Annotated in this window: 26 protein-coding genes; 5 read left to right on the top strand and 21 right to left on the bottom strand. The window is 71.2% G+C overall.

Going from position 1 to position 25444, the window contains the following annotated elements; translation table 11 throughout:
- Nucleotides 1–351 precede the first annotated feature (351 nt).
- The 9 genes from ABT130_RS10340 to ABT130_RS10380 all read right to left on the bottom strand — a co-directional run bounded on the left by ABT130_RS10340 (nucleotide 352) and on the right by ABT130_RS10380 (nucleotide 8289).
- The gene (locus ABT130_RS10340; RefSeq protein WP_350918985.1) at nucleotides 352–726 is read right to left on the bottom strand and encodes a metal-sulfur cluster assembly factor; all 375 of its coding nucleotides are present in this window, start codon (nucleotides 724–726) and stop codon (nucleotides 352–354) included.
- On the bottom strand, nucleotides 723–1160 hold the full coding sequence (gene sufU / locus ABT130_RS10345) for a Fe-S cluster assembly sulfur transfer protein SufU (protein ID WP_350918982.1): 438 nt from the start codon (nucleotides 1158–1160) through the stop codon (nucleotides 723–725). Before sufU ends, ABT130_RS10340 begins: the two co-directional genes overlap by 4 nt.
- A gap of 118 nt (nucleotides 1161–1278) precedes the next feature.
- A complete protein-coding gene (locus ABT130_RS10350; RefSeq protein ID WP_350954485.1) occupies nucleotides 1279–2541 on the bottom strand; it encodes a cysteine desulfurase in 1263 nt (420 codons plus the stop codon).
- Entirely contained in the window at nucleotides 2541–3314 is a 774-nt protein-coding gene (gene sufC / locus ABT130_RS10355) for a Fe-S cluster assembly ATPase SufC (RefSeq protein WP_386271258.1), read from the bottom strand. Before sufC ends, ABT130_RS10350 begins: the two co-directional genes overlap by 1 nt.
- A 2-nt stretch (nucleotides 3315–3316) precedes the next feature.
- Nucleotides 3317–3634 carry a Rieske (2Fe-2S) protein gene (locus ABT130_RS10360; RefSeq protein WP_350918976.1) on the bottom strand — a complete coding sequence of 106 codons (318 nt, stop codon included), beginning with the start codon at nucleotides 3632–3634 and terminating at the stop codon, nucleotides 3317–3319.
- A complete protein-coding gene (gene sufD / locus ABT130_RS10365) occupies nucleotides 3631–4752 on the bottom strand; it encodes a Fe-S cluster assembly protein SufD (protein ID WP_350918973.1) in 1122 nt (373 codons plus the stop codon). The genes ABT130_RS10360 and sufD overlap by 4 nt, the downstream gene beginning before the upstream one ends.
- Complete coding sequence (gene sufB / locus ABT130_RS10370) at nucleotides 4752–6164, bottom strand: Fe-S cluster assembly protein SufB (protein WP_343981594.1); 1413 nt, start codon at nucleotides 6162–6164, stop codon at nucleotides 4752–4754. The genes sufD and sufB overlap by 1 nt, the downstream gene beginning before the upstream one ends.
- The gene (locus ABT130_RS10375; RefSeq protein ID WP_451935013.1) at nucleotides 6161–6961 is read right to left on the bottom strand and encodes a helix-turn-helix transcriptional regulator; all 801 of its coding nucleotides are present in this window, start codon (nucleotides 6959–6961) and stop codon (nucleotides 6161–6163) included. Before ABT130_RS10375 ends, sufB begins: the two co-directional genes overlap by 4 nt.
- A 95-nt stretch (nucleotides 6962–7056) precedes the next feature.
- Nucleotides 7057–8289 carry a multidrug effflux MFS transporter gene (locus ABT130_RS10380; protein WP_350954488.1) on the bottom strand — a complete coding sequence of 411 codons (1233 nt, stop codon included), beginning with the start codon at nucleotides 8287–8289 and terminating at the stop codon, nucleotides 7057–7059.
- A gap of 246 nt (nucleotides 8290–8535) precedes the next feature.
- Between ABT130_RS10380 and ABT130_RS10385 the strand changes: the two genes are divergently transcribed.
- The 3 genes from ABT130_RS10385 to ABT130_RS10395 all read left to right on the top strand — a co-directional run bounded on the left by ABT130_RS10385 (nucleotide 8536) and on the right by ABT130_RS10395 (nucleotide 11331).
- Nucleotides 8536–9444 carry an ABC transporter ATP-binding protein gene (locus ABT130_RS10385; RefSeq protein ID WP_350918967.1) on the top strand — a complete coding sequence of 303 codons (909 nt, stop codon included), beginning with the start codon at nucleotides 8536–8538 and terminating at the stop codon, nucleotides 9442–9444.
- Nucleotides 9445–9473: 29 nt separating this feature from the next.
- Nucleotides 9474–10283, top strand: coding sequence for an ABC transporter permease (locus tag ABT130_RS10390; protein WP_350954490.1), 810 nt, complete (start codon nucleotides 9474–9476; stop codon nucleotides 10281–10283).
- A 145-nt stretch (nucleotides 10284–10428) separates the two neighbouring features.
- On the top strand, nucleotides 10429–11331 hold the full coding sequence (locus tag ABT130_RS10395) for an EamA family transporter (protein ID WP_350954492.1): 903 nt from the start codon (nucleotides 10429–10431) through the stop codon (nucleotides 11329–11331).
- Nucleotides 11332–11340: 9 nt separating this feature from the next.
- Here the strand turns inward: ABT130_RS10395 and ABT130_RS10400 are convergent, their stop codons facing one another.
- From ABT130_RS10400 to ABT130_RS10450, 11 genes are all read right to left on the bottom strand, one after another.
- Nucleotides 11341–12033, bottom strand: a complete 693-nt coding sequence (locus ABT130_RS10400) for a GntR family transcriptional regulator (protein WP_350918958.1) — start codon at nucleotides 12031–12033, stop codon at nucleotides 11341–11343.
- Nucleotides 12034–12161: 128 nt separating this feature from the next.
- On the bottom strand, nucleotides 12162–12869 hold the full coding sequence (locus ABT130_RS10405) for an ABC transporter ATP-binding protein (protein ID WP_350918955.1): 708 nt from the start codon (nucleotides 12867–12869) through the stop codon (nucleotides 12162–12164).
- Nucleotides 12862–13773, bottom strand: a complete 912-nt coding sequence (locus ABT130_RS10410; RefSeq protein ID WP_350954495.1) for an ABC transporter ATP-binding protein — start codon at nucleotides 13771–13773, stop codon at nucleotides 12862–12864. The genes ABT130_RS10405 and ABT130_RS10410 overlap by 8 nt, the downstream gene beginning before the upstream one ends.
- Entirely contained in the window at nucleotides 13770–14732 is a 963-nt protein-coding gene (locus ABT130_RS10415) for a branched-chain amino acid ABC transporter permease (RefSeq protein WP_350918949.1), read from the bottom strand. Before ABT130_RS10415 ends, ABT130_RS10410 begins: the two co-directional genes overlap by 4 nt.
- Nucleotides 14729–15622 carry a branched-chain amino acid ABC transporter permease gene (locus tag ABT130_RS10420; protein WP_350918946.1) on the bottom strand — a complete coding sequence of 298 codons (894 nt, stop codon included), beginning with the start codon at nucleotides 15620–15622 and terminating at the stop codon, nucleotides 14729–14731. Before ABT130_RS10420 ends, ABT130_RS10415 begins: the two co-directional genes overlap by 4 nt.
- Nucleotides 15619–16794 (bottom strand): branched-chain amino acid ABC transporter substrate-binding protein, encoded by a 1176-nt coding sequence (locus ABT130_RS10425; RefSeq protein ID WP_350918943.1) that lies wholly within the window; start codon nucleotides 16792–16794, stop codon nucleotides 15619–15621. The genes ABT130_RS10420 and ABT130_RS10425 overlap by 4 nt, the downstream gene beginning before the upstream one ends.
- 273 nt (nucleotides 16795–17067) lie before the next feature.
- A complete protein-coding gene (locus ABT130_RS10430) occupies nucleotides 17068–18069 on the bottom strand; it encodes a proline racemase family protein (protein ID WP_350954498.1) in 1002 nt (333 codons plus the stop codon).
- Nucleotides 18070–18105: 36 nt separating this feature from the next.
- A complete protein-coding gene (locus ABT130_RS10435; protein ID WP_350954501.1) occupies nucleotides 18106–18999 on the bottom strand; it encodes a dihydrodipicolinate synthase family protein in 894 nt (297 codons plus the stop codon).
- 22 nt (nucleotides 19000–19021) lie between these two features.
- The gene (locus ABT130_RS10440) at nucleotides 19022–20449 is read right to left on the bottom strand and encodes an FAD-dependent oxidoreductase (RefSeq protein WP_350954504.1); all 1428 of its coding nucleotides are present in this window, start codon (nucleotides 20447–20449) and stop codon (nucleotides 19022–19024) included.
- Between the two features lie 7 nt (nucleotides 20450–20456).
- Nucleotides 20457–20780 (bottom strand): (2Fe-2S)-binding protein, encoded by a 324-nt coding sequence (locus ABT130_RS10445; RefSeq protein ID WP_350918931.1) that lies wholly within the window; start codon nucleotides 20778–20780, stop codon nucleotides 20457–20459.
- Between the two features lie 13 nt (nucleotides 20781–20793).
- Complete coding sequence (locus tag ABT130_RS10450; protein ID WP_350954507.1) at nucleotides 20794–21957, bottom strand: NAD(P)/FAD-dependent oxidoreductase; 1164 nt, start codon at nucleotides 21955–21957, stop codon at nucleotides 20794–20796.
- A gap of 258 nt (nucleotides 21958–22215) precedes the next feature.
- On the opposite strand from ABT130_RS10450, the gene ABT130_RS10455 reads away from it, so the two are divergent.
- Both ABT130_RS10455 and ABT130_RS10460 read left to right on the top strand, forming a co-directional pair.
- Nucleotides 22216–23208, top strand: a complete 993-nt coding sequence (locus tag ABT130_RS10455; protein WP_350954510.1) for a COX15/CtaA family protein — start codon at nucleotides 22216–22218, stop codon at nucleotides 23206–23208.
- A gap of 118 nt (nucleotides 23209–23326) precedes the next feature.
- Complete coding sequence (locus ABT130_RS10460; RefSeq protein WP_350954513.1) at nucleotides 23327–24007, top strand: SanA/YdcF family protein; 681 nt, start codon at nucleotides 23327–23329, stop codon at nucleotides 24005–24007.
- On the opposite strand, the gene ABT130_RS10465 is transcribed toward ABT130_RS10460, so the two are convergent.
- A complete protein-coding gene (locus ABT130_RS10465) occupies nucleotides 23995–25293 on the bottom strand; it encodes a PrsW family intramembrane metalloprotease (RefSeq protein WP_350918919.1) in 1299 nt (432 codons plus the stop codon). The two genes, ABT130_RS10460 and ABT130_RS10465, sit on opposite strands and share 13 nt — an antisense overlap.
- Nucleotides 25294–25444: the final 151 nt, after the last annotated feature.

Below are 25444 nucleotides of genomic sequence, written 5' to 3' on the forward strand. Positions count from 1 at the left end.
GCCTTTCGATAGAAGAACGGGGCACGTCACTTCTGCGAAAGGACGAGCCTGGAACGCGCGGCCTGAGGCCGCGCTTGATCAACACCCACATGGGGGCGGTGGTGCGGTGCAAGTCGAGGCGCACCGCACGGGGCGGGTCTAGCTTACCCGCACGCAGTCAAACCACGATCAAGCATACCCGGCGTTCGCAGTGCCGAGTTCGGTCGGGGCGTCCGGCGTGAGCCGGTCGCTTGTCCGTCGATTGGAGCCAACACTCCCGGCCGGGCTTTTCTTCCCGGCCTCCGTGATCCTCTCACACAATTGGGTACGGCCCGAACCCGGGGGGGTGCGAGCCGTACCGGCGACCGCGTCTCAGACGTTGAAGCCGAGCATCCGGAGCTGCTCGCGGCCCTCATCGGTGATCTTGTCCGGGCCCCACGGCGGGAGCCAGACCCAGTTGATCTTCACGTCGGAGACCATGCCCTCCAGGGCCGAGTGCGCCTGGTCCTCGATGACGTCGGTCAGCGGGCAGGCCGCACTGGTCAGCGTCATGTCGATGGTGGCGACCGGCATGGCGTCCCCCTCGCCCCCCTCCGCGGGGTCGAGGTGGAGCCCGTAGATCAGGCCCAGGTCGACGACGTTGATGCCGAGTTCGGGGTCCACGACGTCCTTGAGGGCCTCCATGACCTCGTCATGGGTGGTGTCCCCGTCGTACGCCGTGGTCGGCGTCTCAACAGCCTTGCTCATTTCGTGCTCCTCACGACCGCGTCCTTGTAGGCCATCCAGGCCAGTAGCGCGCACTTCACCCGGGCGGGGAACTTCGCGACCCCGGCGAAGGCCACGGCATCGCCCAGCAGGTCCTCGTCCGCCTCGATCTTTCCTCTGCCCTGCATGAGCCGGGTGAACTCCTCCACGACGCCGAGCGAGTCGTCGACGGTCGAGCCGGTGGCCAGCTCGTGCAGCACCGAGGCCGCGGCCTGGCTGATGGAGCAGCCCTGCCCGTCGTAGGAGACGTCCTCGACCTTGCCGCCGTCGCCCAGTTTCACCCGCATGGTGATCTCGTCGCCGCACGTCGGGTTCACATGGTGGACCTCGGCGTCGTACGGGTCGCGAAGACCCCTCCCCTGCGGGTGTTTGTAGTGCTCCAGGATCAGCTCCTGGTACATGGACTCGGCGATCATAGGGTCGTGCTCACCTTCTCGTTCGCTGCGCCGTACGCTCGCGCGTCGCCGGACGCCGTGCCGTGGGCGTGTGGCGCCCGCCGTTCGCTCGCCCGCCGGCTCGACTGCTCGGGCATGACTAGGCGAACACCTTCCGCACGTGGTGGAGGCCGCGGACCAGAGCATCGATCTCGGCCGTTGTGTTGTACAGGTAGAAGGACGCCCTCGTGGTCGCGGGAATCCCGAATCGCAGATGGAGCGGACGGGCGCAGTGGTGCCCCACGCGCACCGCCACGCCGAAGTTGTCATCCAGGATCTGCCCGACGTCGTGCGGGTGAATCCCCTCCAGCGTGAACGAGACGGTGCCGCCGCGGTCGGCGAGGTCCAGCGGGCCGATCACCTTCAGGCCCGGGACCTCTCCCAGCGCACCGAGCGCGTAGGCGGTGAGCTCGTGCTCGTGCCGGACGACGGCGTCCATCCCGATCTCGGACAGGTAGTCGACCGCGGCGCCGAGGCCGACCGCCTCGACGATCGGCGGCGTACCCGCCTCGAACTTGTGCGGCGCGGGCGCGTAGGTCGAGCGGTCCATCCAGACCGCCTCGATCATCTCGCCGCCGCCCAGGAAGGGGGGCATGGCCGAAAGCAACTCACCGCGGGCCCACAGCACGCCGATCCCCGAGGGGCCGACGACCTTGTGGCCGGTGAAGGCCAGGAAGTCGACCCCCAGCGCGGCCACGTCCACCTGCTGGTGAGGCACCGACTGCGAGGCGTCGAGCATCATCAGCGCGCCGACCTCGCGGACCCTGGCGAGCACCGGGGCGACCGGGTTGACCGTGCCCAGCACGTTCGACTGGTGCACGATCGAGACGATCTTCGTGCGCTCGGTGACGAGCTCGTCGAGGTTCGACAGGTCCAGGCGACCGGAGTCGGTGACGGAGAACCAGCGCAGCGTCGCACCCGTGCGCTGCGCGAGCATCTGCCACGGCACGATGTTGGAGTGGTGCTCCATCTCGGAGATGACGATCTCGTCTCCGGGGCCGAGCCGGAAGCGCGGGTCCTCACCGATGGGGTTGCCGAAGGCGTACGCCACCAGGTTGAGCGCCTCGGAGGCGTTCTTGGTGAAGACGATCTCGTCGCGGTCGGGCGCGCCGACGAAGGCGGCGACCTTGTCCCTGGCGTTCTCGTACGCCTCGGTGGACTCGGCGCCCAGCGCGTGCATGGCGCGGCCGACGTTGGCGTAGTGCATCGCCAGGTGCTCGCGCATCGCCTCGACCACCTGGGTCGGCTTCTGCGCGGAGTTGCCCGAGTCGAGATAGATCAGCGGCCTGCCGCCGGGAAGCTCTCGGGAGAGGACCGGGAAGTCCTTCCTGATCCTCTCCACGTCAAGGCCGGTGTCCACCATCAGGCCGACGCCTTCGTGTAGGCCTCGTAACCCTCGTTCTCAAGCCGCTCGGCGAGTTCGGGGCCGCCCTGCTCCACGATCCGCCCCGCGGAGAAGACGTGGACGAAGTCCGGCTTCACATAACGCAGGATGCGGGTGTAGTGGGTGATGAGCAGCACACCGGTCTCGCCGTTCGAGCGGAAGCGGTTGATCCCCTCGGAGACCACGCGCAGCGCGTCGACGTCGAGGCCGGAGTCGGTCTCGTCGAGCACCGCGATCTTCGGCTTGAGCAGCTCCAGCTGGAGGATCTCGTGGCGCTTCTTCTCACCGCCGGAGAAGCCCTCGTTGACATTGCGCTGGGCGAAGGCCGCGTCGATGGACAGGGCGTCCATGCCGGACTTGAGGTCCTTGGCGAACTGGCGGAGCTTGGGAGCCTCGCCGCGGACGGAGGTGACCGCGGTGCGCAGGAAGTTGGAGACGCTGACACCGGGGACCTCGACCGGGTACTGCATGGCGAGGAACAGCCCGGCGCGGGCGCGCTCGTCGACGGTCAGCTCCAGCAGGTCGACCCCGTCGAGCAGGACCTGGCCACCGGTGACCGTGTACTTGGGGTGACCGGCGATCGCGTACGCGAGCGTGGACTTGCCCGAGCCGTTGGGGCCCATGATGGCGTGGGTCTCGCCGGCCCGCACGGTCAGGTTGACGCCGCGCAGGATCTCCTTGTCGGCGACGCTGACGTGCAGGTCGCGGATCTCCAGGGTGGAACCCGAGGGAACTCGGCTCGTGTCAGACACTTTTATGACTCCTTCGAGAGCGAGACGAGGACGTCATCGCCGTCGATCTTGACTCGGTAGACGGGGACGGGCTTGCTGGCGGGCGGACCGGTGGGCTTGCCCGACCGCAGGTCGAAGCACGAACCGTGCAGCCAGCACTCCAGGGTGCCGTCGTAGACCTCACCCTCGCTGAGTTTCACCTCCGCGTGGGAGCACACGTCGTGCAGCGCGTAGACCTCATCGCCCCGGCGGACCAGGGCGACGGGGGTCTCGCCCACCTCAATGCCGATCACGCCCTCGTCGGGGATGTCGGCGAGCTTGCAGACCTTCTCGAACGTCACTTCTCAAGCTCCGCCTCGACCCGGGCGAGCACCCGCTCGCGAAGCTCAGAGACCTCGATCTTCTCCACCAACTGCGCGAAGAAGCCCCTGATCACGAGGCGACGCGCGTCCTCGTAGGGGATCCCGCGGGCCTGCAGGTAGAAGAGGTGCTCGTCGTCGAGGCGGCCGGAGGTGCTGGCGTGGCCGGCACCGGTGACCTCTCCGGTGAGGATCTCCAGGTTGGGCACCGAGTCGGCGCGGGCGCCGTCGGTGAGCAGCAGGTTGCGGTTGAGCTCGTAGGTGTCGGTGCCCTCGGCCTCGACCCGGATGATGACGTCGCCGATCCAGACCGCGTGGGCGTCCTGGCCCTGCAGCGCTCCGCGGTAGTCGACGTTGCTCCGGCAGCCGGGCCGGGAGTGGTCGACGAGCAGGCGGTGCTCCAGGTGCTGGCCGGCGTCGACGAAGTAGAGGCCGTTCAGCTCGGCGTCACCGCCGGGCCCGGAGTAGGAGACCGAGGGGGAGAGCCGGACCAGGTCGCCTCCGAGGGTGACCACGAAGCTGCGGAAGGTCGCGTCCTTGGCGAGCAGGGCGTGGTGGTGGGAGACGTGCACGGCGTCGTCCGCCCAGTCCTGCAGGCTGATGACCTTGAGCGTGGCGCCCTCGCCCACGACGAACTCGACGTTGTCGGCGTAGAGCGCGCTGCCCTGATGGTCGAGGACGACCACGGCCTCGGCCATCGGCTCCAGCTTCACGACCGTGTGGCCGTAGGCGGCGCCCCGGCCGGACCCGGTGAGGGTGACCACCGTCGGGGTGGAGGCGACGGCCTCGCGCGCCACCGTGATCACGGTGGCCTTCTCGAAGGAGGCGTAGGCCTGGGCGCTGACCCGGTCGGCGGGCACATAGGCCCGGCCGAGCCGCGCGTCGTCACGGCCGACGGTCTCCACGGTGACCTCGGGGGCGGCGTCGACGTGCACGACCACGTTCGCGGAGGCCGCGACGCCCTCGTGCAGGCCCTTGAGCCGGGAGAGCGGGGTGAAGCGCCACTCCTCCTCCCGGCCGGTCGGGACCGCGAAGTCCGCCACGTCGTACGAGGCCTTCTCGTGGAGCGTCGACAGGGGTTTGGCGGTGTCGAGACCCATCAGCCGACGGCTCCTTCCATCTGCAGTTCGATCAGGCGGTTCAGCTCCAGGGCGTACTCCATCGGGAGCTCGCGGGCGATCGGCTCGACGAAGCCCCGGACGATCATCGCCATGGCCTCGTCCTCGCCCATGCCGCGGCTCATCAGGTAGAAGAGCTGGTCGTCGGAGACCTTGGAGACGGTGGCCTCGTGCCCCATGGAGACGTCGTCCTCGCGCACGTCCACGTAGGGGTAGGTGTCGGAGCGGCTGATCTGGTCGACGAGCAGCGCGTCGCACTTGACGGTGCTGGCACTGCCGTACGCGCCCTCCTCGATCTGGACCAGACCGCGGTAGGAGGTGCGGCCGCCGCCCCTGGCGACGGACTTGGAGATCACCGAGGAGCTGGTGTTCGGTGCGAGGTGCACCATCTTGGAACCGGCGTCCTGGTGCTGGCCCTCACCGGCGAAGGCGACGCTGAGGGTCTCGCCCTTGGCGTGCTCGCCCATGAGGTAGACGGCCGGGTACTTCATGGTGACCTTGGAACCGATGTTGCCGTCGATCCACTCCATGGTCGCGCCCTCGTACGCCACGGCGCGCTTGGTGACCAGGTTGTAGACGTTGTTCGACCAGTTCTGGATGGTCGTGTAGCGGCAGCGCGCACCCTTCTTCACGACGATCTCCACGACCGCGCTGTGCAGCGAGTCCGAGGAGTAGATCGGCGCGGTACAGCCCTCGACGTAGTGGACGTAGGAGTTCTCGTCCACGATGATCAGGGTCCGCTCGAACTGGCCCATGTTCTCGGTGTTGATCCGGAAGTAGGCCTGGAGCGGGATCTCCACGTTGACGTTCGGCGGCACGTAGATGAAGCTGCCGCCGCTCCAGGTCGCCGTGTTCAGCGCGGCGAACTTGTTGTCGCCGACGGGGATCACGGTCCCGAAGTACTCCTTGAAGATCTCCTCGTGCTCCTTGAGGGCGGTGTCGGTGTCGACGAAGATGACACCCTTCTCCTCAAGGTCCTCACGGATCTTGTGGTAGACCACCTCGGACTCGTACTGGGCGGCGACGCCGGCGACCAGGCGCTGCTTCTCCGCCTCGGGGATGCCGAGCTTGTCGTAGGTGCTCTTGATGTCGTCGGGCAGGTCCTCCCATGAGGCGGCCTGCTTCTCGGTCGAGCGCACGAAGTACTTGATGTTGTCGAAGTCGATCCCGCTGAGGTCGGAGCCCCAGTTCGGCATGGGCTTCTTACCGAACAGGCGCAGCCCCTTCAGGCGAAGGTCCAGCATCCACTCCGGCTCGTTCTTCAGCGCGGAGATATTGCGGACGACCTCTTCGGACAGGCCGCGCCGGGCCGTCGCTCCCGCGGCGTCCGAGTCGGCCCAGCCGAACTTGTAATTCCCGAGGCCTTCCAGCTCCGGGCGGTCGGTGACAGTCACCTTCCGGTCTCCTTGCTCGATATGTCGATCGTTTCGTGGGTTGCTGGTGATCGCACCGGCGTGGATGCCGGGGCGTTCGCCGCGCGCTCCCTCGCGCCCGGCCCGGAGTCCCGGTGGGGACTCACGTGCGTGGTGCACACGCCGTCGCCGTGGGCGATGGTCGCGAGCCGCTGCACGGGAGTGTCGAGGATGCGTGCGAACGCCTCCGTCTCGGCCTCGCACAGCTGCGGGAACTCCGCGGCCACGTGCGCCACCGGGCAGTGGTGCTGACACAGCTGTTCACCGCCGAGGCTGGCCTTGCTCGCCGAGGCGGCGTAGCCGTCGGCCGACAGCGCCTCGGCCAGGACGCGCACCCGCTGGTCGGCGGGGACCTCGCGCATCTCCGGCCGCAGGCGGGCGACCAGGCCGGCCACCTGTGATCGGGCGAACTCCTCGACGGCCTCCTCGCCCACGCGCTCTGCCAGGAAACGCAGCGCGCTCCCGGCGAGACCATCGTAGGCGTGCTCGAAGGCGCTCCGGCCGGCGTCCGTTATGGCGAACAGCTTGGCAGGCCGGCCACGCCCGCGCTGGCCCCGTGGCCTGGCGGTGCGCGCCTCGGCCATCCCCTCGGCCAGCAGTGCGTCCAGGTGCCTGCGGACCGCGGCGGGAGTGAGGCCCAGCCGCTCGCCGAGAGCGGCGGCGGTGACGGGCCCGTGCTCCAGGATGAGCCGGGCGACACGCGCTCGCGTGCTGCGCTCGGCGGACACGGCGGAGGGCCGCACGGTGGCGGCTCCCTCGGTGCCCTGCGTCCCGGTCACGTATTTCACAACATCAGTGTGCCGTAATTGCTTCCCAAGTTACAAACCAATGTTCAGCCGCCTCAAATGCGATTTGTCACGCAGGCAAGGCTTACCTAACCCGCGGAAACATTCCGCGCGCCTCCTCGCAGCCCGGTGAAGGCCAGGAGCGAGACGAGGGTGAAACCGGCCAGCACGACGGCCATCGGCAGCGCCGAGCCCTCGCCTCCCAGGCCCACCAGCGGTGCGGCGAGCGCGCCGAGCGCGAACTGCAGCACACCTGTCAGCGCGGCGGCACTCCCGGCGATCTGCGGGGGCTGGCCGGCCAGGGCGAGCGCGGCGCTGCCGGGCATGACGAAGCCCGCACCACACATGATCACGAACAGTGCGGCGACCAGCACCGGCAGGGGCAGGTGGAACAGCGCCGTGGCGAGCAGCGTCACGGCTCCGGCCACGCTCGTGAACAGTCCGATCAGGATCAGCCGGGCCGGGGCGATCCGGCGCCCCGCGAGGCGCCCGCCGATCTGCGCGGTGACGGTCAGCCCCAGGGCGTTCAGCCCGAACACCAGGGAGAAGGTCTGCGCCGAGGTCTCGTAGACCTCCTGAAGCACGAAGGGCGATCCGGAGATGTAGGCGAACATGCCCGCGAAGCCCAGCCCTCCGGCCAGGGCGGGGGCCATGAAGGACCGATCGCCGAACAGGTGCCGGAAGGTGACGAGGGTGTGCCGCAGCCCCCCGCCCTCACGCTGGTCCGCGGGGAGCGTCTCGCGCACCCCGGACAGCGCGGCGGCCAGCAGCAGCAGGCCGGTGACGCTCAGCGCGACGAAGACGCCCCGCCAGGAGGTGTGGTTGAGCAGCTGCGCGCCCGCGAGCGGGGCCAGGATCGGCGCGAGGCCGGTCACCAGCATGAGGGTGGCGAAGATGCGGGCGATGGCCGCCCCCTCGTACAGGTCCCGGACGACCGCGCGGACGATCACCAGCGCGGCGCCGCCCGCGATGCCCTGGAGCAGGCGCAACCCGACCAGCCCGTACACCGAGGGCGAGAAGGCGCACAGCAGCGAGGCGACGGCGTAGGCGAGGATGCCGAGCAGCAGCGGCCCCCGCCGGCCGCGCACGTCGCTGAGCGGGCCGGCGACGACCTGCCCGACGGAGACCCCGATGAGGCAGGCGGTGAGGGTGAGCTGCACCTGTGCCTGCCCGGTGCCCAGGTCGGCGGCGATGGCCGGGAAGGCCGGCAGATACATGTCGATCGACAGGGGGCCGATCGCGGAGAGCGCACCCAGGATGATCAGCAACAGTCTGCGCCGCGTGCCCGGCACCACGTCCGACTCGCCGACGACGGCGGTCATATCCGTACTCCCCTTTTGATCGCAGGCCACGATGGGCCCGCAGGGGCCGAAGCGTCCCAACCATCAACAGGTCATCCGAATTCCTGGATTTAGGAAATTTCCCAGAAAGAATCTCAAAGCACTGACCAGCAAAAGCCCTCTGGAAGCACCCGGCGCCGCAGGGCCGGAACTCCTGGCCGGTATGGAACGGCCCGGACGCGTGGTCCGGGAACATGACCGGCGGCCGCGGTCCCTAAACTCGTGGCCATGGAATCCCCAGCCGTCGAGATCGTCGACCTGGTCAAGAGATACGGCGGAACGACCGCTATCGACGGCCTGACCTTCAACGCCGCCCGAGGCGCGGTCACCGCCGTGCTGGGCCCCAACGGGGCCGGCAAGACCTCCACGCTGGAGATCTGCGAGGGATTCCGCCGGGCCGACGGCGGCAGGGTGAGGGTGCTCGGACTCGATCCGTCCAGGCCGGAGCTGCGGGCCAGGGTCGGGGTGATGCTCCAGGCGGGCGGCGTTCCCCCGGCGACCCGCTGTGGGCAGTGGCTGCGGCTGATGGCCCGCTTCCACGCCCACCCGCTCGATCCCGCGGCGCTGCTGGAACGGCTGGGGCTGACCGAGCACGCCCGCACCCCGTACCGGAGGCTCTCCGGCGGCCAGCAGCAGCGCGTGTCGCTGGCCGGAGCGGTCATCGGCCGTCCCGAGCTGGTCTTTCTCGACGAGCCGACCGCGGGCCTGGACCCGCAGGCCAGGCACGCCTGCTGGGAGCTGGTACGCGATCTGCGCGCGAGCGGGGTCTCGGTGGTGCTCACCACCCACCACATGGACGAGGCGGAGAAGCTCTCCGACCAGATCGTGATCATCGACCGCGGCCGGGTGGTCGCCGAGGGCACCCCCTCCTCCCTCACCGGTGCCGAGCGGCAACTGCGCTTCCGCGCCCGCCCCGGGCTCTGCCTGGACGAGTTGCTCGCCGCGCTGCCCGTCGGCAGCTCGGCCAAGGAGTCACCGGCGGGGCACTACATCATCGAGGGTCAGGTCGTGCCCGGCCTGCTGGCCACCGTGACGACCTGGTGCGCCGCCGAGGGCGTGAGCACCGACGACCTCAGCATCGAGCGGCGTACCCTGGAAGACGTCTTCCTGGAGCTGACCGGGCGCGAGCTCCGGTGACGCTCCCGGCACCCACCCCCTCAGCACGCATGGATCCGGGCGCGGCCCGAGCCAGACCACAGGAGAGCCGCTTGACCACCCTGGACCTCACCCCGGCCCCCGGAGCCGCGCCGCTGCGCCGGATGGTGGCGGCCCAGACGGGCGCGGAGATCCAGGCCATGCTCCGCAACGGCGAGCAGCTGCTGCTCACGATGATCATCCCGGTGCTGCTGCTCGTCGGCCTCTCGGTCGCCCCGATCATCGACGTGGGCGGCGGTTCCCGCATCGACTTCATGGCCCCCGGAGTGCTCGCGCTGGCCGTGATGTCCACCGCCTTCACCGGGCAGGCCATCGCGACGGGCTTCGAACGCCGCTACGGCGTGCTGAAGCGGCTGGGCGCGACCCCGCTGTCGCGGACCGGGCTGATGCTGGCCAAGACGCTCGCGGTGATCGCCGTGGAGGTCATCCAGGTCACGGTCATCTGCGGGGTGGCGCTCGCCCTGGGCTGGCGCCCGGCGGGCTCGCCGCTCGCGGTGCTGCTGCTGGTCGTGCTGGGCACCGCCGCGTTCAGCGGGCTCGGCCTGCTGATGGCCGGCACGCTGCGCGCCGAGGCCACGCTCGCCGCGGCGAACCTGGTCTACCTGGTCCTGCTCGCCTGCGGCGGGATCGCCTTCCCGCTGACCAGGTTCCCCGAGTCGGTACGGCCGGTGCTGGAGTCGCTGCCGATCTCCGCGCTGAGCGGAGGGCTCCGCGCGGTCCTGAGCGAGGGGGCGGGACCGCCTCTCACCGCGCTGGCGGTCCTCGCGGCGTGGGCCGCGGTGTCGCTCTTCCTGACCTCGCGAACCTTCCGCTGGGAATGAGGTGACCCCCTCCGGTTCATGGGGCCCGTCCCATGATGGCCGGCCTCTTTCCTGAGCCCGTCTCGCATCGCGGACGCCGCTGAAAACGGAAGCCCCCGGCAAGTAAGGTGCCATTAACCATTTTGCGCCTGGCACAAGGAGTGTCGTGACCGCCGAAGCCCTGCCCGGGCCCGCCGAGCCCCGCAGACCGGGAGCGCTGCTGAGGGCCGCCTCCGACGCCATCCCGCCCTCCGGGCTGGTGCTGCTGGCCATCCTGTCGGTGCAGGTGGGCGCGGGTTTCGCCAAGGACCTGTTCGCCCAGCTGCCACCGAGCGCGGTGGTGTTCCTGCGGATCGCGACGGGTGCGCTGATCATGGGGATGATCGCCAGGCCCCGGCTGAAGGGACTGACCCGGGCGGACCTCGCGGCGGGCGCGGCCTTCGGCCTGACGCTTGGCGTGATGAACCTGTCGTTCTACGAGGCGCTGGCCCGGCTGCCCATGGGCATCGCGGTGGCGATCGAGTTCCTCGGGCCGCTCGGTGTCGCGGTGGCGGCCTCGCGCCGCCGCCTCGACCTGCTCTGGGTCGTGCTCGCCGCCTCCGGCGTGGTGCTACTGGCCCCGTGGGGCACCTCGGCCTCCAGGATCAGCTGGGCCGGAATCGCCTTCGCCCTGGTCGCGGGGGCCTGCTGGGCCGGCTACATCCTGCTGGCGGCCTCGGTCGGCCGGCGCTTCCCCGGGGCCACCGGCCTCTCCCTGGCGATGATCATCTCCTGCGTGCTGACCGCCCCCTTCGGGATCATCTCGGGCGGCGCCGACCTGCTCCGGCCCGAACTGCTGCTGATCGGTGTCGGGGTGGGCCTGCTGTCGTCGGTCATCCCCTACTCGATAGAGCTGGAGGCGCTGCGCAGGATGCCCAAGCGGGTCTTCGGCATCCTGATGAGCCTGGAGCCTGCGGCGGCCGCGCTGGTCGGCCTGCTGGTACTGGGCGAGGTGCTCCAGGTACGCGAGTGGGCCGCCATCGGCTGCGTGGTCATCGCCAGTGTCGGCGCCACCCGCGGCTCGCGCTGACCCGCGCCGCTACTCGGGGCGGCTGGCCCAGATGCCGCGTACGTGCCGGATGTGCTCGCGCATCAGCCGCTCGGTACCGCTCACGTCTCCCGCCGAGAGCAGGTCGAGCAGTGTGAGGTGCTCGCGGGCGGAGTCGACCAGGCCACCCCGTTGGTGCAGGGCGGACAGGCCGTACAGACGGGCCCGGTTGCGCAGGTCGCGGACCACCTCCACGAGGTGGGAGTTGCCCGCCAGGGCGAGCAGGTCCAGGTGGAAGCGGATGTCGGCGTCGACGTAACCGAGCAGGTCGCCGCGCTCGGCCGCGTCGACGATCGCCTGGGCCTGCGGGCGGAGCGCCTCGAAGTTCGGCGCGCCCCCGGTGCCGGCCGGTCTGCCGGCCAGTTGCGACACCGTGGGCACCTCGATCAGCCTGCGGAGCTCGGTCAGCTCGTCCAGGTCGCGCTCGGACAGCTCGGTGACCCGGAAGCCCTTGTTGCGCACCGCCTCGACCAGGCCCTCCTTCGCCAGGTCGAGCATCGCCTCGCGCACCGGGGTCGCCGAGACGCCGAACTGGGCGGCGAGGGCCGGGGCGGAGTAGACCATGCCGGGTCTCATCTCACCGGTGATCAGTGCCGCCCTGAGCGCGTGCGCCACCTGCTCCCGCAGGCTCTGCCGCTCACTCACAGCCGGCAGGTCGGGCCGGCCGTCCGCGCTAGGAGCCATACCCAACCCTCTCGTGTCGCTCGTGTCCACACCTGGTGGGCCGAGCCCGCCACCTTCACATCCTCCCAGGCCATGCGCGTGCTCCCGAACACCCGGTGCCCTCATCCGGAAGGCACGGCACCGGCTCCCTAGCCCCCGCCGAGGTAGGCCTCGGCCACCCTGGGGTCCCGGCGGAGCTCGGCGGCGGGTCCGTCGAGGACGCACTCGCCGTTCTCGATCACGTAACCACGGTGCGCGATCCCGAGGGCGGCGACGGCGTTCTGCTCGACGAGCAGCACCGAGGTGCCCTCGGCGTTGATGCCCGCGATGAGTTTCATGACCGAGGCGACGACCAGCGGTGCCAGGCCCATGGACGGCTCGTCCAGCAGCAGCAGCCGGGGTCCGGTGACCAGTGCCCTGCCGATGGCGAGCATCTGCTGCTCACCGCCCGACAGCGTGCCCCCCTGCTGGGCGCGCCGCTCGGCCAGGCGGGGCAGCAGCTCGTACACGTGCTCGATCCGCCTGCGGATCTCCGCCTGGTCGCGGACCAGATAGCCGCCCAGTTGGAGATTCTCGTGGACGCTGAGCGTGCTGAAGATCCTGCGGCCCTCGGGGACGTGCACCAGGCCGCGGGCGGTGATCCTGTGCGGTTTCCGGCCGGTGATCTCGTGGCCGTCGAAGAGCACCCTGCCGCCGCTGGGGCGCAGCAGCCCCGAGACCGCGGCCAGCGTGGTGGTCTTGCCCGCGCCGTTGTTGCCCAGCAGGGCGACGATCTCGCCCTCGGCGACGCCGAGGGACAGGCCGCGCAGGGCGTGCACGCCGCCGTAGTGGACGTCCAGCCCGTCGATGTCAAGCATGTGCGTCGCTCCCGGCCGAGTCCTCTTTCCCCGAACCGCCCTTCCCCGCGCTGTCCTTCCCCCGGGCGTCCTGCCCCGCGATCTCCTCCTCCAGCACGGTCTCCCCCAAGGCGGTCTCCCCCAGCACGGTCTCCTCCAAGACGGCGGGATCGCCGCCGAGGTATGCCTCGATGACCGCCGGGTCGCGCCGGACGTCCTCGGGGCGGCCGTCGGCGATCTCCCTGCCGAAGTTGAGCACGACCACGCGCTCGGAGACCTCCATGACCAGCCCCATGTCGTGTTCGATGAGCACGATGGCCACGCCGAGCGCCTGGATGCGCCGGATCAGGTCGAGCATCTCGGCCTTCTCGCCGTGGTTGAGCCCGGCCGCGGGCTCGTCGAGCAGCAGCAGGTCGGGCCGGCGGGCCAGGGCTCGGGCGATCTCGGTGCGGCGCTGCTCGCCGTAGGGCAGGGCTCTGGCCTGCCCGTACCGGTCGCCGCGCAGGCCGACGAAGTCCAGCCAGTGGTGTGCCTGCTCGGTGCACTCGCGTTCGGAGCGCCGGTAGCGCGGGGTGTGCAGCAGGGCGTCCAGGACGCTCTGGCGCAACCACAGGTGCGACCCGGCGCGCACGTTGTCCAGGACCGACAACTCGCCGAACAGGCGCAGGTTCTGGAAGGTCCGCGCGACGCCCAGGCCCGCGATGGCCGAGGGCCGCAGTCCGGGCAGGTCCCTTCCGCGCAGGGTGATCCGGCCCGAGGTGGGCCGGTAGAAGCCGGTGACGCAGTTGAAGGCCGACGTCTTGCCCGCCCCGTTGGGCCCGATCACCGAGACGATCTCCGCCTCGCCCACCGAGAACGACAGGCCGTCGATGGCCACCAGCCCGCCGAAGGACAGGCGCAGGTCGGCCACACTCAGCAGGCTCAAGGGACCTCCTTGGAACGGGCCGGCCAGAGCCCCTGCGGGCGCAGCAGCATGAAGGCGATGAGCAGGACGCCGAAAAGGAAGAACCGGTAGTCGGCGAGGTCACGCAGGATCTCCGGCAGGATGCTGATCACGACGGCCCCGACGACGACGCCGGGCATCGAGCCCATGCCGCCGAGGACCACGGCCATCAGCACCAGCGCCGACGACAGGAAGGTGAAGCTGCCCGGCGAGATGGCCGACAGGTGCGCGGCGAACAGCACCCCGGCCAGGCCGCCCCAGACCGCCCCCGCCACGTAGGCGGCGAGCTTGACCCGGTAGGTGTGCACGCCCATCGCCTCGGCCGCGTCCTCGTCCTCCCGGACGAAGCGCCAGGCCCGGCCCAGGCGGGAGCGGCCCAGCCTGGCCGCGCCGAGGACGGCCAGCGAGACGACGACCACGGTGAGGTAGTAGAAGGCCACCGGGCCTTCGACCAGGTGCGGGATGCCGTAGATGCCCGAGGGGCCGCCGGTGACGTCCAGGTTGTTGGCGGTGATCCGGATGATCTCACCGAAGCCGAGCGTCACGATGGCGAGGTAGTCACTGCGCAGCCGCAGCGTCGGCGCGCCGATGACGATCCCGGCGACGACCGTGACCACGATCACGGCGGGCACCGTGGCGAGCAGCGGCAACTCCAGGCGGGTGGCCAGCACCCCGCTGGTGTAGGCGCCGACCGCGAAGAAGGCGACGTAGCCCAGGTCGAGCAGGCCGCAGTAGCCGACCACGATGTTCAGCCCGGCGGCGAGCATCACCGCGATGGCCGCGCTGGTCATGACCGACAGCGCGTACGGCGTGGCGTCGACGAAGGGGGCCAGCAGCGCGACCAGCAGCCCCGCGAGCCCGGCCCGGCGGTTCTGCAGCAGCTTCGAGGCCCTGCTGGGCGGTGAGTCCGTGCCGAGACGGCGGACCTTGGTCGCGCTCACACCCGCTCCGTCACACGCTCGCCGAGCAGGCCGGTGGGCCGCACCGTCAAAAACAGGATCAGCACCCCGAAGGCGAACACGTCCCGCCACTCGCCGCCCAGCCAGAACGTGCCGAACGACTCCAGCAGCCCGAGGAGCAGGCCGCCGAGCATGGTGCCGGGGATGTTGCCGATGCCGCCGATGACCGCCGCCGTGAAGGCCTTGAGGCCGATCAGGAAGCCCATCATGAAGTCGATCTTCCCGTAGTAGGCCCCCGCCATCACGCCCGCGGCCCCCGCCAGGGCCGAGCCGACGAAGAAGGCGCGGGAGATCACCGCGTTGACGTCGATGCCCATCAGCGCGCTGGTACGCGGATCCAGCGCGATGGCCCGCATCGCCCTGCCCTCGCGGGTCCGGGTGACCAGCAGGTTGAGCCCGGCCATCAGCAGCACCGCCACGCCGATCAGGACGAGTTGCTGCGGGGTGATCCTGGCGCCGAGGACCTCCAGCGAGGTACCGCCCAGCCGCACCGGGTAGACCCGGGGGTCGGCCCCGGCCACCGCGCGCATCCCGTACTCCAGGGCGAAGGAGGCGCCGACGGCGGTGATCAGCAGGGACAGCCGCGGGGCGCGGCGTAGCGGCCGGTAGGCGATCCGCTCCAGCGCCACCCCGGCCAGGCCGGTGACGACCATGGTCGCCAGGAGCACCGCGAGCAGCAGCGGCAGGGCCATGGCGGAGGACACGCCGCCGACCGCGCCGAGGATGGCGAAGCCGGCGAACGCGCCGAGCATGTACAGGTCGCCGTGGGCGAAGTTGAGCAGCTTGATGATCCCGTAGACCATGCTGTAACCCAGGGCCACCAGGGCGTAGAACGAGCCGACGAACAGCCCGTTCCAGATGAGTTGCGTCACTTCAGGGAGTCCTGCAGGGCGAATTTGTCGCTCTTGACGACGAGGATCTGGAAGCCTCCGTTGGCCAGGGTGTGTTCGGGGGTGAACTTCAGCGGCCCGGAGAACATCGGGAAGCCGTCGATCGCCTCAAGCGCCGCGATGACCTTGGTTCCGTCGGTGCCGCCCGCCTTGGTGACCGCCTCCGCGGCCAGTCGCACCGCGTCGTAGGCCTGGTTGGAGTACGGGCCCGGCTCGGCGCCGTACTTCTTCTTGTAGGCGTCGATCCAGCCCTCGGCGCCCTCCAGGGTGTCGGGGGTCTGGGTCATCGTGGCGTAGAGGCCCTCGGCGGCCTCGGCTCCGGCGATCTCGACCAGCTTGGGAGAGACCGAGCCGTCGCCGACCATGATGGACCCCTTGTACCCGGCCTGCCGGAGCTGGCGCGCGATCAGGCCGCCCTCCTGGAAGTAACCGGTCCAGTAGACGAAGTCGGGCTTCTTGGCCAGCACGTTGGTGATGTTGGCGCTGTAGTCGCTCTCCTTCGGGGTGACCGCCTCGGTGATCGCGGCCTCGGCCCCGCCGGGGGCCTCCAGCAGGGCTTGGGTGCGCAGCGCGATGTCCTTGGAGTAACTGGTGTTGTCGTGCATCAGCGCGACGCTCTTGGACCCCTGCTTGGTGATCCACTTCTCCGCGGCCGCGGCCTGCTGGGAGCCGGTGCCGTTGATCAGGAAGACGTGCTTGAGCTTCTGGTCGACCAGCTCCTGGGAGTTGGCAGCTGGAATGATCATGGGAATGCCGGCCTTGCCGAAGATCGGCAGGGTGGGGAGCGTCGCTCCGGAGCAGTAGCCGCCCACCGAGACGTCGATTCCCTCGGTGACCAGCTTGTTGGCGCCGGCGGCGGCCGACTGGGCGTCACAGCCGTCGTCGGCGGTCTTCAGTTCCAGCTTGCGGCCGAGCACGCCGCCCTTGGCGTTGATCTCGTCGATCGCGAGCTGCGCCGCGTTGCTCATGTAGGGGCCGATGGCGGCCTCGCTGCCCGACTGCGGGATCAGCATGCCGAGGACGATCGGCTCGTCCTTTCCGGCCGCGGTCTGCCCGGCGCCGTCACCACCACCGAGCAGTCCCTGGCCACACCCGGTGACCAGGAGGCCGAGAACGGCCAGCGACGTGAAGGATTTCAGGGGGATGGCACGCATGTGCTGCTCCTCACATCTGGCGATGTGTGACATTGCACGTGCATTTCAAAGGACGCGTCAAGGCCCAAAACAAGATCGTTAGCGTTAGGACACCGCTTCTTCCGCAAGCTGCGACCCACCGGGACACAGATCGCCACCGGAGCCGGGAACGGTGACGTCTCCGCTGGTCAGACCGGGTGCGACCGACCGCGGACCGGCCGGGGGCCGACCGGCCGGGGAGCGGCGGGTCAGGCCCGGTCAATCCAGATGTCAGCAGGTCGGCGGGGTAGCGGGTCAGAGGAGGAAACCCTCGGGGAACGGGTCGCGCGGGTCGAGGAAGTACTGGGCGGTGCCGGTGACCCACGCCCGCCCGGTGATGGCGGGGACCACCGCGGGCAGGCCCGCCACCTCCGTCTCCCCGACGAGCCGCCCGACGAACCGGGTGCCGATGAACGACTCGTTCACGAAATCGGTGTCCATCGGGAGCTCGCCCCTGGCGTGCAGCTGGGCCATCCTGGCGCTGGTGCCGGTGCCGCAGGGCGAGCGGTCGAACCAGCCGGGATGGATCGCCATCGCGTGCCGCGAGTGCCTGGCGTCGGAGCCCGGTGCCGTGAACTGCACGTGATGGCAGCCCCTGATACCGGGGGCCAGCGGGTGCACCGGCTCGTCCTGCTCGTTGATCGCCCCCATGACGGCCAGCCCCGCGTCGAGGATCCGCCGGCCGTGCGAGCGCTCGAACGGCAGGCCCACGGACTCGATCGGCAGGATCGCGTAGTAGTTGCCGCCGTAGGCGAGGTCGTAGGCGACCTCACCGATGCCGGGCACCTTGACGACGCGGTCCAGCCCCGCGCTGAAGGAGGGCACGTTGGTGATGGTCACCTCGGTGGCGGCCCCGTCCTCGACCCTGACCTCGGCGACGACCAGCCCGGCCGGGGTGTCCAGCCTGATGGTGGTGACCGGCTCGGCGACCTCCACCATCCCGGTCTCGACGAGGACCGTGGCGACGCCGATGGTGCCGTGCCCGCACATGGGCAGGCAGCCCGACACCTCGATGTAGAGCACGCCGTAGTCGGCGTCGGGCCGGGTGGGCGGCTGCAGGATGGCCCCGCTCATCGCCGAGTGGCCGCGGGGCTCGTACATGAGCAGGGTCCGCAGGTGGTCCATCTCGGCCAGGAAGTGCTCGCGCCGCTCGGCCATGGTCACACCGGGGATGACCCCCACTCCCCCGGTGATCACCCGGGTGGGCATGCCCTCGGTGTGGGAGTCCACCGCGTGGAAGACCCTCTTCGTCCTCATCGACTCTCCTCGCGAGAAAGGGAAAACGGGACCGGCCTACCGCAGGCCCTCGGCCAGGGCCTTCTCGGTGGCCGCGCGGACCGCGGCCTCCTGCTCGCCGGGGAGCCCGAGCCTGGGCGGGCGGCACGGGCCGCCGTGGCGTCCGGCCAGGTCCATGGAGAGCTTGATGGCCTGCACGAACACCGGTTTGGAGTCCCAGCGGAGCAGCGGGTGCAGCGCTCGGTAGAGCGGCAGCGCGGTGGCCGTGTCCCCGGCGGCGGCCGCCCGGTAGAGGGCGACCGTCGAGGCGGGCAGCGCGTTGGGGAAGCCGGCCACCCAGCCGACCGCTCCGGCGGTGACCAGTTCGAGCAGCACGTCGTCGGCTCCGGCCAGCACGTCCAGCCCCGGGGCCAGCTCGGCGATCTCGTAGATCCGGCGGACGTCGCCGCTGAACTCCTTGACGCCCGCGATCAGGCCCTCGGAGTGCAGGGCGGCCAGCAGGCGTGGGCTGAGGTCCACCCGGGTGTCGAAGGGGTTGTTGTAGGCCACCACCGGCAGACCGGCCCTGGCCACCTCGCGGTAGTGCTCCAGCACCGTCCTGTCGTCGGCGCGGTAGGCGTTCGGCGGGAGCAGCATCACCGCGCGGCACCCGGCCTCACCGGCCTGCTCGGCCCAGCGGCGGGCCTCCAGGGCGCCGTAGGCCGCGACACCCGGCATGACGCGGTCGCCGCCGACGGCCGCGACCGCGGTCTCCACCACCGAGGCCCGTTCCTGGGAGGTCAGCGTCTGGTACTCACCCAGCGACCCGTTCGGCACGACGCCGTCACAGCCGGAGGCGACCAGCCACCGGCAGTGTTCGGCGTAGCCGTCCAGATCGACCGAGAGGTCCACGCGCAGGGGCAGCGCGGTGGCCACCGTCACGCCGTGCCAGGGTTTCACGCGGGTCGCCATGCTTCATCCTTCCGAGGGGGGTTCAAGCCGGTACGAAGTCAGGGGGCTCCGGCCCGTCCGGGTCGGGGAGGTTTCCCCGCCGGTCCGGGGAGGCCGGGGTCCGCGCGGCGAGGTCGCCGAGCCTGACGGGCTGGGCGATCGGGCGCCGGGGCGGCGCGAGATCCTCGCCGACGAGGCAGGCGACCGCGTAGCCGCACATCCGGCCCTGGCACCACCCCATCCCCGGGCGCGCCAGCAGCTTGACCGAGCGCGCGTCGACGGCGCCCATGGCCTGGGCCTCGCGTACCGCCGACAGGGGCACCTCCTCGCAGCGGCACACCAGCGTGTCGTCGCGGAGCCAGTCCTGCCAGCCCGGCCGTAGCGGGTAGGCGCCCTGCAGGGCTCGCGCGAAGGCGGCGAGCCGGTCCCTGCGCCGGGACAGGGCGGGGTCGGGCGGCGTGGGGCGGCCCAGGTCGGCGGCCGCGGCCCGGCCCGCGATCCGGCCCTCCACCTCGGCGAGCGCGGCCCCGCCGACACCGGTGGCCTCCCCCGCCGCGTAGACGCCGGGCACGCTGGTGCGCATTCCCGCGTCCACCGCGACGACCGGACCGCCGTCGGGGTCGCGGCGGGTGGCGCAGTCCAGCTGGAGGGGCAGGTCGAGCTGGGGGACGAAACCGTAGCCGCAGGCGAGGGTGTCGCAGGCGACGGTTCTCGTCGAGAGCGGCCGCCAGGCGGGGTCCAGGCTCGCCACGGTGACGTGGGTCAGCGCGGTCTCACCGTGCGCGGCGATCACCGCCTCACGACCGCGGTAGGGAACCCGGTGGCGGGCCAGGCGCGCCACGTACCCGAGGGCCTCCGCCGCCCGGCCGGCGGCGAGCAGCGGATGCCTGGCGAGCCCGAACCTGCGGTTGGCCTCGTGCACGCCGAGCACCCGGGCCCCCGCGTCCGCCAGGCCCGCGGCGACCGGGAGCAGGAAGGGGCCGGTCCCCGCGACCACGACCCTGCGGCCCGCGAGGACCAGGTCACCCTTGAGCAGTGCCTGCGCACCGCCCGCGGTGAGCACGCCCGGCAGGTCCCAGCCGGGGAACGGCAGCGGCCTGTCGTGGGCGCCGGTGGCGACCAGCAGCCCGCGCGCGGTCACCGTACGGGGCCGTTCCTCGCGGTCTCCCTCCAGGCAGCGCACGGTGATCGCCCCGCCCGCGCGCCCGACGGCCCAGACCCGCGTGCTCAGCAGTACCTCGGCGCGCTCACGGAGCGTCTCCCACTGGCGGGTGAACCTGTCCAGGCCGTGGTGGAGCGCGCCGGGCCTGGCGGCGTGGAACCCCTCGGCGGGGCGCCGGAAGTACTGGCCGCCCGGTCGTCCGGCCCCGTCGACCAGCACGACGTCCAGCCCGGCCAGGGCGGCGGTGAGCGCGCCCGCGACCCCGGCGGGACCCGCGCCGACGACGGCCAGGTCGTGGATCTGTGTCATCGGCCGCTCACCGCTCCCCTCCGGCGCCGGGAACGTCCCGCACCGGAGCGTCTCCGGTGGTGACCAGGTCTCCTGGGCGGGCCTCGGTCAGGCAGGCACGCAGGGAGGGGACCCCGTTCACCGTGACCAGGCAGTCGAAGCAGACCCCGATGCCGCAGAAGAGCCCGCGCGGGCGCCCGCCGAACCTGGTGGTGCGCCACGAGCGGATGCCCGCGCCGTGCATGGCGGCGCCGACACTCTGGCCTGGGATCACCGCGACGGGGGCGCCGTCCACGCTGATCTCGAACTCCGGCTCCGGCCGCGCCCGCACCAGGCGGTACGGCCCCCTCATCGGACACCCTGGGTCATGACGCCTCCAGCGGGAAACGGTCCGGGCGAAAGGGGGCGAGGTCCACCTCGGGGCGGAGTCCTGCCAGGAGCCGGGCGATCAGGTGGCCGGTGGCCGGTGCCAGGCCGATACCCGCGCCTTCGTGGCCACAGGCGTGGTAGAGCCCGGGGACCCGGGGATCCTCGCCGATCACCGGCAGGTGGTCGGGGCAGTAGGGACGGAAACCGCAGTAGGCCCGGATCACCCGGTAGGCCGCCAGGACGGGGAACAGTTCGACGGCCTGGCGGGCGAGGCGTTCGAGCACCGGAACGGAGACCGTGCGGTCGAAGCCGACCCGCTCGCGGCTGGCGCCGATGAGCACCGGCCCCGACGGGGTGCTCTCCACGACGGCGGACGTCTCCAGCCCCTCCGAGTCGCTGGCCACCGCGGTGACGTAGTCGGCGGTGTAGACCTTGTGCCTGATGAGCGGCCCGGCGAGTGGCTCGGTGACCAGGATGAAACCGCGCCTGGGCAGGATGGGGACGCGCACCCCGGCCAGCGCGGCGATCTCGCCGCCCCAGGTGCCCGCGGCGTTGACGACGGCTCCGGCGAGGATGTCGCCGCAGGAGGTGGTGACGCCGGTCACCCGGTCGCCGTCGCTAAGGAAGCCGGTCACCGTGACACCGGTGCGCAGCATCAGGGCGCCGTGCCCGAACCGTTCCGCGCCCCGCCGGATGAGCCTGGCCGCCGCCAGCATCGGCTGCACCTGGGCGTCGTGCGGGTAGAACACGCCACCGGCGAGCCCTTTCGCCAGGTGGGGCTCGTAGTCGCCGAGCTCTCCGGCGGCGACGGCGACGCACTCGACGCCCTGCCTGCCCGCCAGGCCGGTGAGTGCCTCAAGCACCTCGTCCGTCTCGGCGACCACCAGGCCGCCCTTGGCCTCGAACTCGAACCCACCGTCGAACCCGCTGTCGGGCCCGTCGGCGGCCAGGTCACGCCAGAGCCGGTTGGAGAGCAGCGCCAGGTCGAGTTCGGGGCCCGGCTCCTTGTCGGAGACCAGCACGTTGCCCTCGCCCGCGCCCGTCGTGCCGCCCGCCACCGCCCCCCGGTCGACGACCACCACGTCCAGCCCCGCACGGGCGGCGTAGTAGGCGCAGGCGGCGCCGACGACCCCGGCTCCGACGACCACGACGTCCGGCATGACTCACCTCGCTCCCGGGCTCGCCAGTAATATGTCACATACCTTTCCATGGATCAATGCACCGGACCGGACGTCACGGGCGTGCCACCGGCTCAGCCCACCCCTACCCGTGGACCCGTGAGGCACGCCGTCCGAGGTGAGCGGCCCCTGCCCGAGATGCCGGCAGGCGTGAAACGACCGGGGCGAAAGCCTCCGTACCGGCCCCGGCGCCAGGGGGCCACGGCGGGACCGCCCTCCTCGCCGCCTAGCATGTGAGCCGTGAAGCACCTCCTTGACCAGACCCGTCTGCGGACCGCGAAACTGACCTGGATCGTGGGGCCGCCGACCTTCCGCACCCTGCGCCGCTGGGCGCTGGCGTCGGTGGCGGCCAACGTCGGGATCACGGTGACGGGTGCCGCGGTGCGGGTCACCGGCTCCGGCCTGGGCTGCCCCACCTGGCCCAGGTGCACGCCGGACAGCTTCATCCCGGTGGCCCACGACGACATCTCACCGATCAACATGGCGATCGAGTTCGGCAACCGGCTGCTGACCTTCCTGGTGCTGGCCATCGGCCTGGCCTGCCTGCTCGCCGCCCTGCGGCTGCTGCCCCGCCGCCCCGATCTGGTCAGGCTGGCCTGGCTGCAGCCGATCGGCGTGGCCGTGCAGGGACTCTGGGGCGGCCTGGTCGTGCGCACCGCGCTCAACCCGGTCACCGTGGGCGTGCACTTCCTGGTCTCCGTCGGCATGATCGCCGCGGCGTACGCGCTGTATGTCCGGGCCGGCGAGGGCGCGGGCCCGCCGCGACGCCTGGTCAACCAGCACGTCCGCACGCTCGGTTTCGTGCTCACCGCCGCGGTGTTCATCCTGCTCGTCGTGGGCGTGGTGGTGACCGGCACCGGGCCGCACTCCGGGGACGTGATGGCCTCCCGGTTCGACTTCGACATCGAGACCGTGGCGAGGATCCACGCCGACGTCGCCTATGTGGTGGTCGGCCTCACCTTCGCGCTGGCGTTCGCGCTGCACATCACCGACGCGCCCGGGAACGCCCGGCGGGCCGCCTGGACGCTGCTCGGCGTGGAGGTGGCGCAGGGCGGAATCGGATACGTCCAGTACTTCCTGGGCGTGCCCGCGGCCCTGGTCAACCTCCACGTGCTCGGCTCGACCCTGGTCTGGGTCTGCGCGCTGCGGGTGGTGTTCACGATGCGCTCGCGCGGCCCGGCGGGCGCGACGGCCGCCGAGGGCGCGGACCAACTCGACCGGGTCCCGGCCTGACCGTCGGCTCCGCTCCCGCCGGGAAAGGCCCGCGACGGCCGCGTGGAAACCGGTCCGGAGGATCCTGACCCCCCGGACACGTTCGACTCGGCCGTCACCTGACCGCGACAATGGCCCGATGCCGCTGTCGCGAAGGTTCCTCCGGCTCTCCTACCAGGGCGCGGTGCTGCTGAGCGTCCTGGCCGTCGCACCGCTGACCTGGGTCTGGCTGGCCAGCTCCGGCCACCGGGTGATCGCGGACTCCTCACCCGGCTGGATCGCCGGGGTTCCCGAGGCGCCGGTGGCGCTGGTGCTGGGGGCGGCCGCCTTCGGGGGCACCCCTTCCCCGATGCTGGCCAGACGGCTGGACATCTCCGCCGAGCTGTACCGGGCCGGCAAGGTCAGGGCGATCCTGCTGTCGGGCGACAACGGGCGGATCGAGTACGACGAGCCGACCGTGATGCGCGACTACCTGCTCGCCCGTGGCATACCGGCCAGGGCGCTCGTCCTCGACTACGCCGGTTTCGACACCTGGGACTCGTGCGTGCGTGCCCGCGCCGTGTTCGGCGCCACCCGCCTCACCGTGGTCACCCAGCTCTTCCACCTGCCCAGAGCCGTCACCCTGTGCCGCAGGGCGGGCCTGGAGACCTTCGGCGTGGGCGACGACTCCTCCCAGCGGTGGGCCTCCACCTACGCCTACGCGGCCCGCGAGTTCGCCGCCTCCGCGAAGGGCCTCCTCGACGCCGTGGTCCTCGACTCCGCTCCCGTCTTCCCCGGGCCGCGCGAGACCTCCCTGGAGGCCGCGCTTCAGTCGGGGTGAACGCCGCGCCCGGGGGGCGGACGCCACTGAGCGGCGTCGGGGTGCCCCGAGGTCCCGGGGGCACCGCCCCACGGATACGGCGAGCCGCCCGGCGGCCGGGCGCCGGGCCCGTACCCCGGCGGGACGTTGCCGCCGCCGGGGGGCTGCGGTGGCGGTGGTGGCGGCTGCGGGGGGAACTGGGCGCGGGAGGCGGCCATGCACTCCAGCAGTGCCCGCTGCTCCTCGTTGAACGTACGCTCGTCGATCACGTGCCCCCTGGCCCGCTCGTGGAGCAGGCCCAGCTCGGTGGCCGCGAGCTGGTAGTCGCTCATCGCCCGCAGACCCGCCCTGCCGCCGTTGTTCCTGGCCCATTGCCTGGCGTGGCGGCGCCCCGGCAGGGAGGAGAGCATCGCGATGTCGTACGAGGAGACCAGCCCCGTCGCCCAGTAGGCGGGCAGGTAGGTCTGGATGAGCCCGATGATCCGCTTGCGGTCGCGGAAGATGATCCAGATCAGCACGAACAGCACGATCATCAGCAGCAGGTAGGCGATGGCCAGGCCGGCGAAGCCGACGTAGGAGGCGAAGCCGTTCCAGATGCCGTGCAGCAGCATCGCGCCGATCCACCCGGCGGCGATGACGAAGATCCGGCCAGACCCCCGGCGCTGCGCCGCGTAGGCCACCGCGACACCGATCATGGAGGTGAACAGCGGGTGGGCGAACGGTGAGAGGACTCCGCGCAGCACGACGGTCACCGCCAGGCCCTGCGCGCCCATGTCGTCGAGCGCGGCCACGTAGTAGCTGACGTTCTCGCTCATGGCGAAGCCGAGGCCGACCATGCTGGCGTAGATGATGCCGTCGGTGGGCCCGTCGAGCTCCGCGCGCCTGAACCTGAGCAGGCCCAGCAGCACCAGGCCCTTCATCGTCTCCTCGACCACCGGGGCGCCGAACGTGGCGGCGATGTTGCGCGCGTAGTCGTAGCCGAGCCCGGCGGCGTTCTCGATGTAGACGAGGCCGAGGGAGTTGACGACCCCGGCGACCAGGACCGCCACGCCCGCTCCCCAGGCGAACGCGAAGATCAGGTTGCCTCGCGGCTCGGGCTCGATCCGGTCGAGCGCCAGCACCGCGGCCAGCAGCACGGGAACGGGCGCGAGCGCGAGGATCAGGGCGATGAAGAAGTAGACGGGGTCGCCGTTCAGCACGTCGAAGGAGAGCGACACCAGGCCGCACAGTCCCGTCAGGACGAGTCCGGTGATCAGCGCGAGCGACGGGCGGTCCCTGAGCACCCACCGGGGGTCACGGCTGGCCATGAGGTAACCGTAACCGTTGGCTTCCACCCCACGAATCAAACCGGGATATCCCAGCGTGAAGGTCTACGATCGGCGCCTGGCGGCCGGCCCTCCACGCCCCGGATACGGAAACCATGCCGAGCGCTGGAACGGTCCCGGGGCCGGAGCGGTG

Origin of the sequence: Streptosporangium sp. NPDC001681 (genome assembly GCF_040298085.1) — a bacterium.
Taxonomy (GTDB): Bacteria; Actinomycetota; Actinomycetes; order Streptosporangiales; family Streptosporangiaceae; genus Streptosporangium.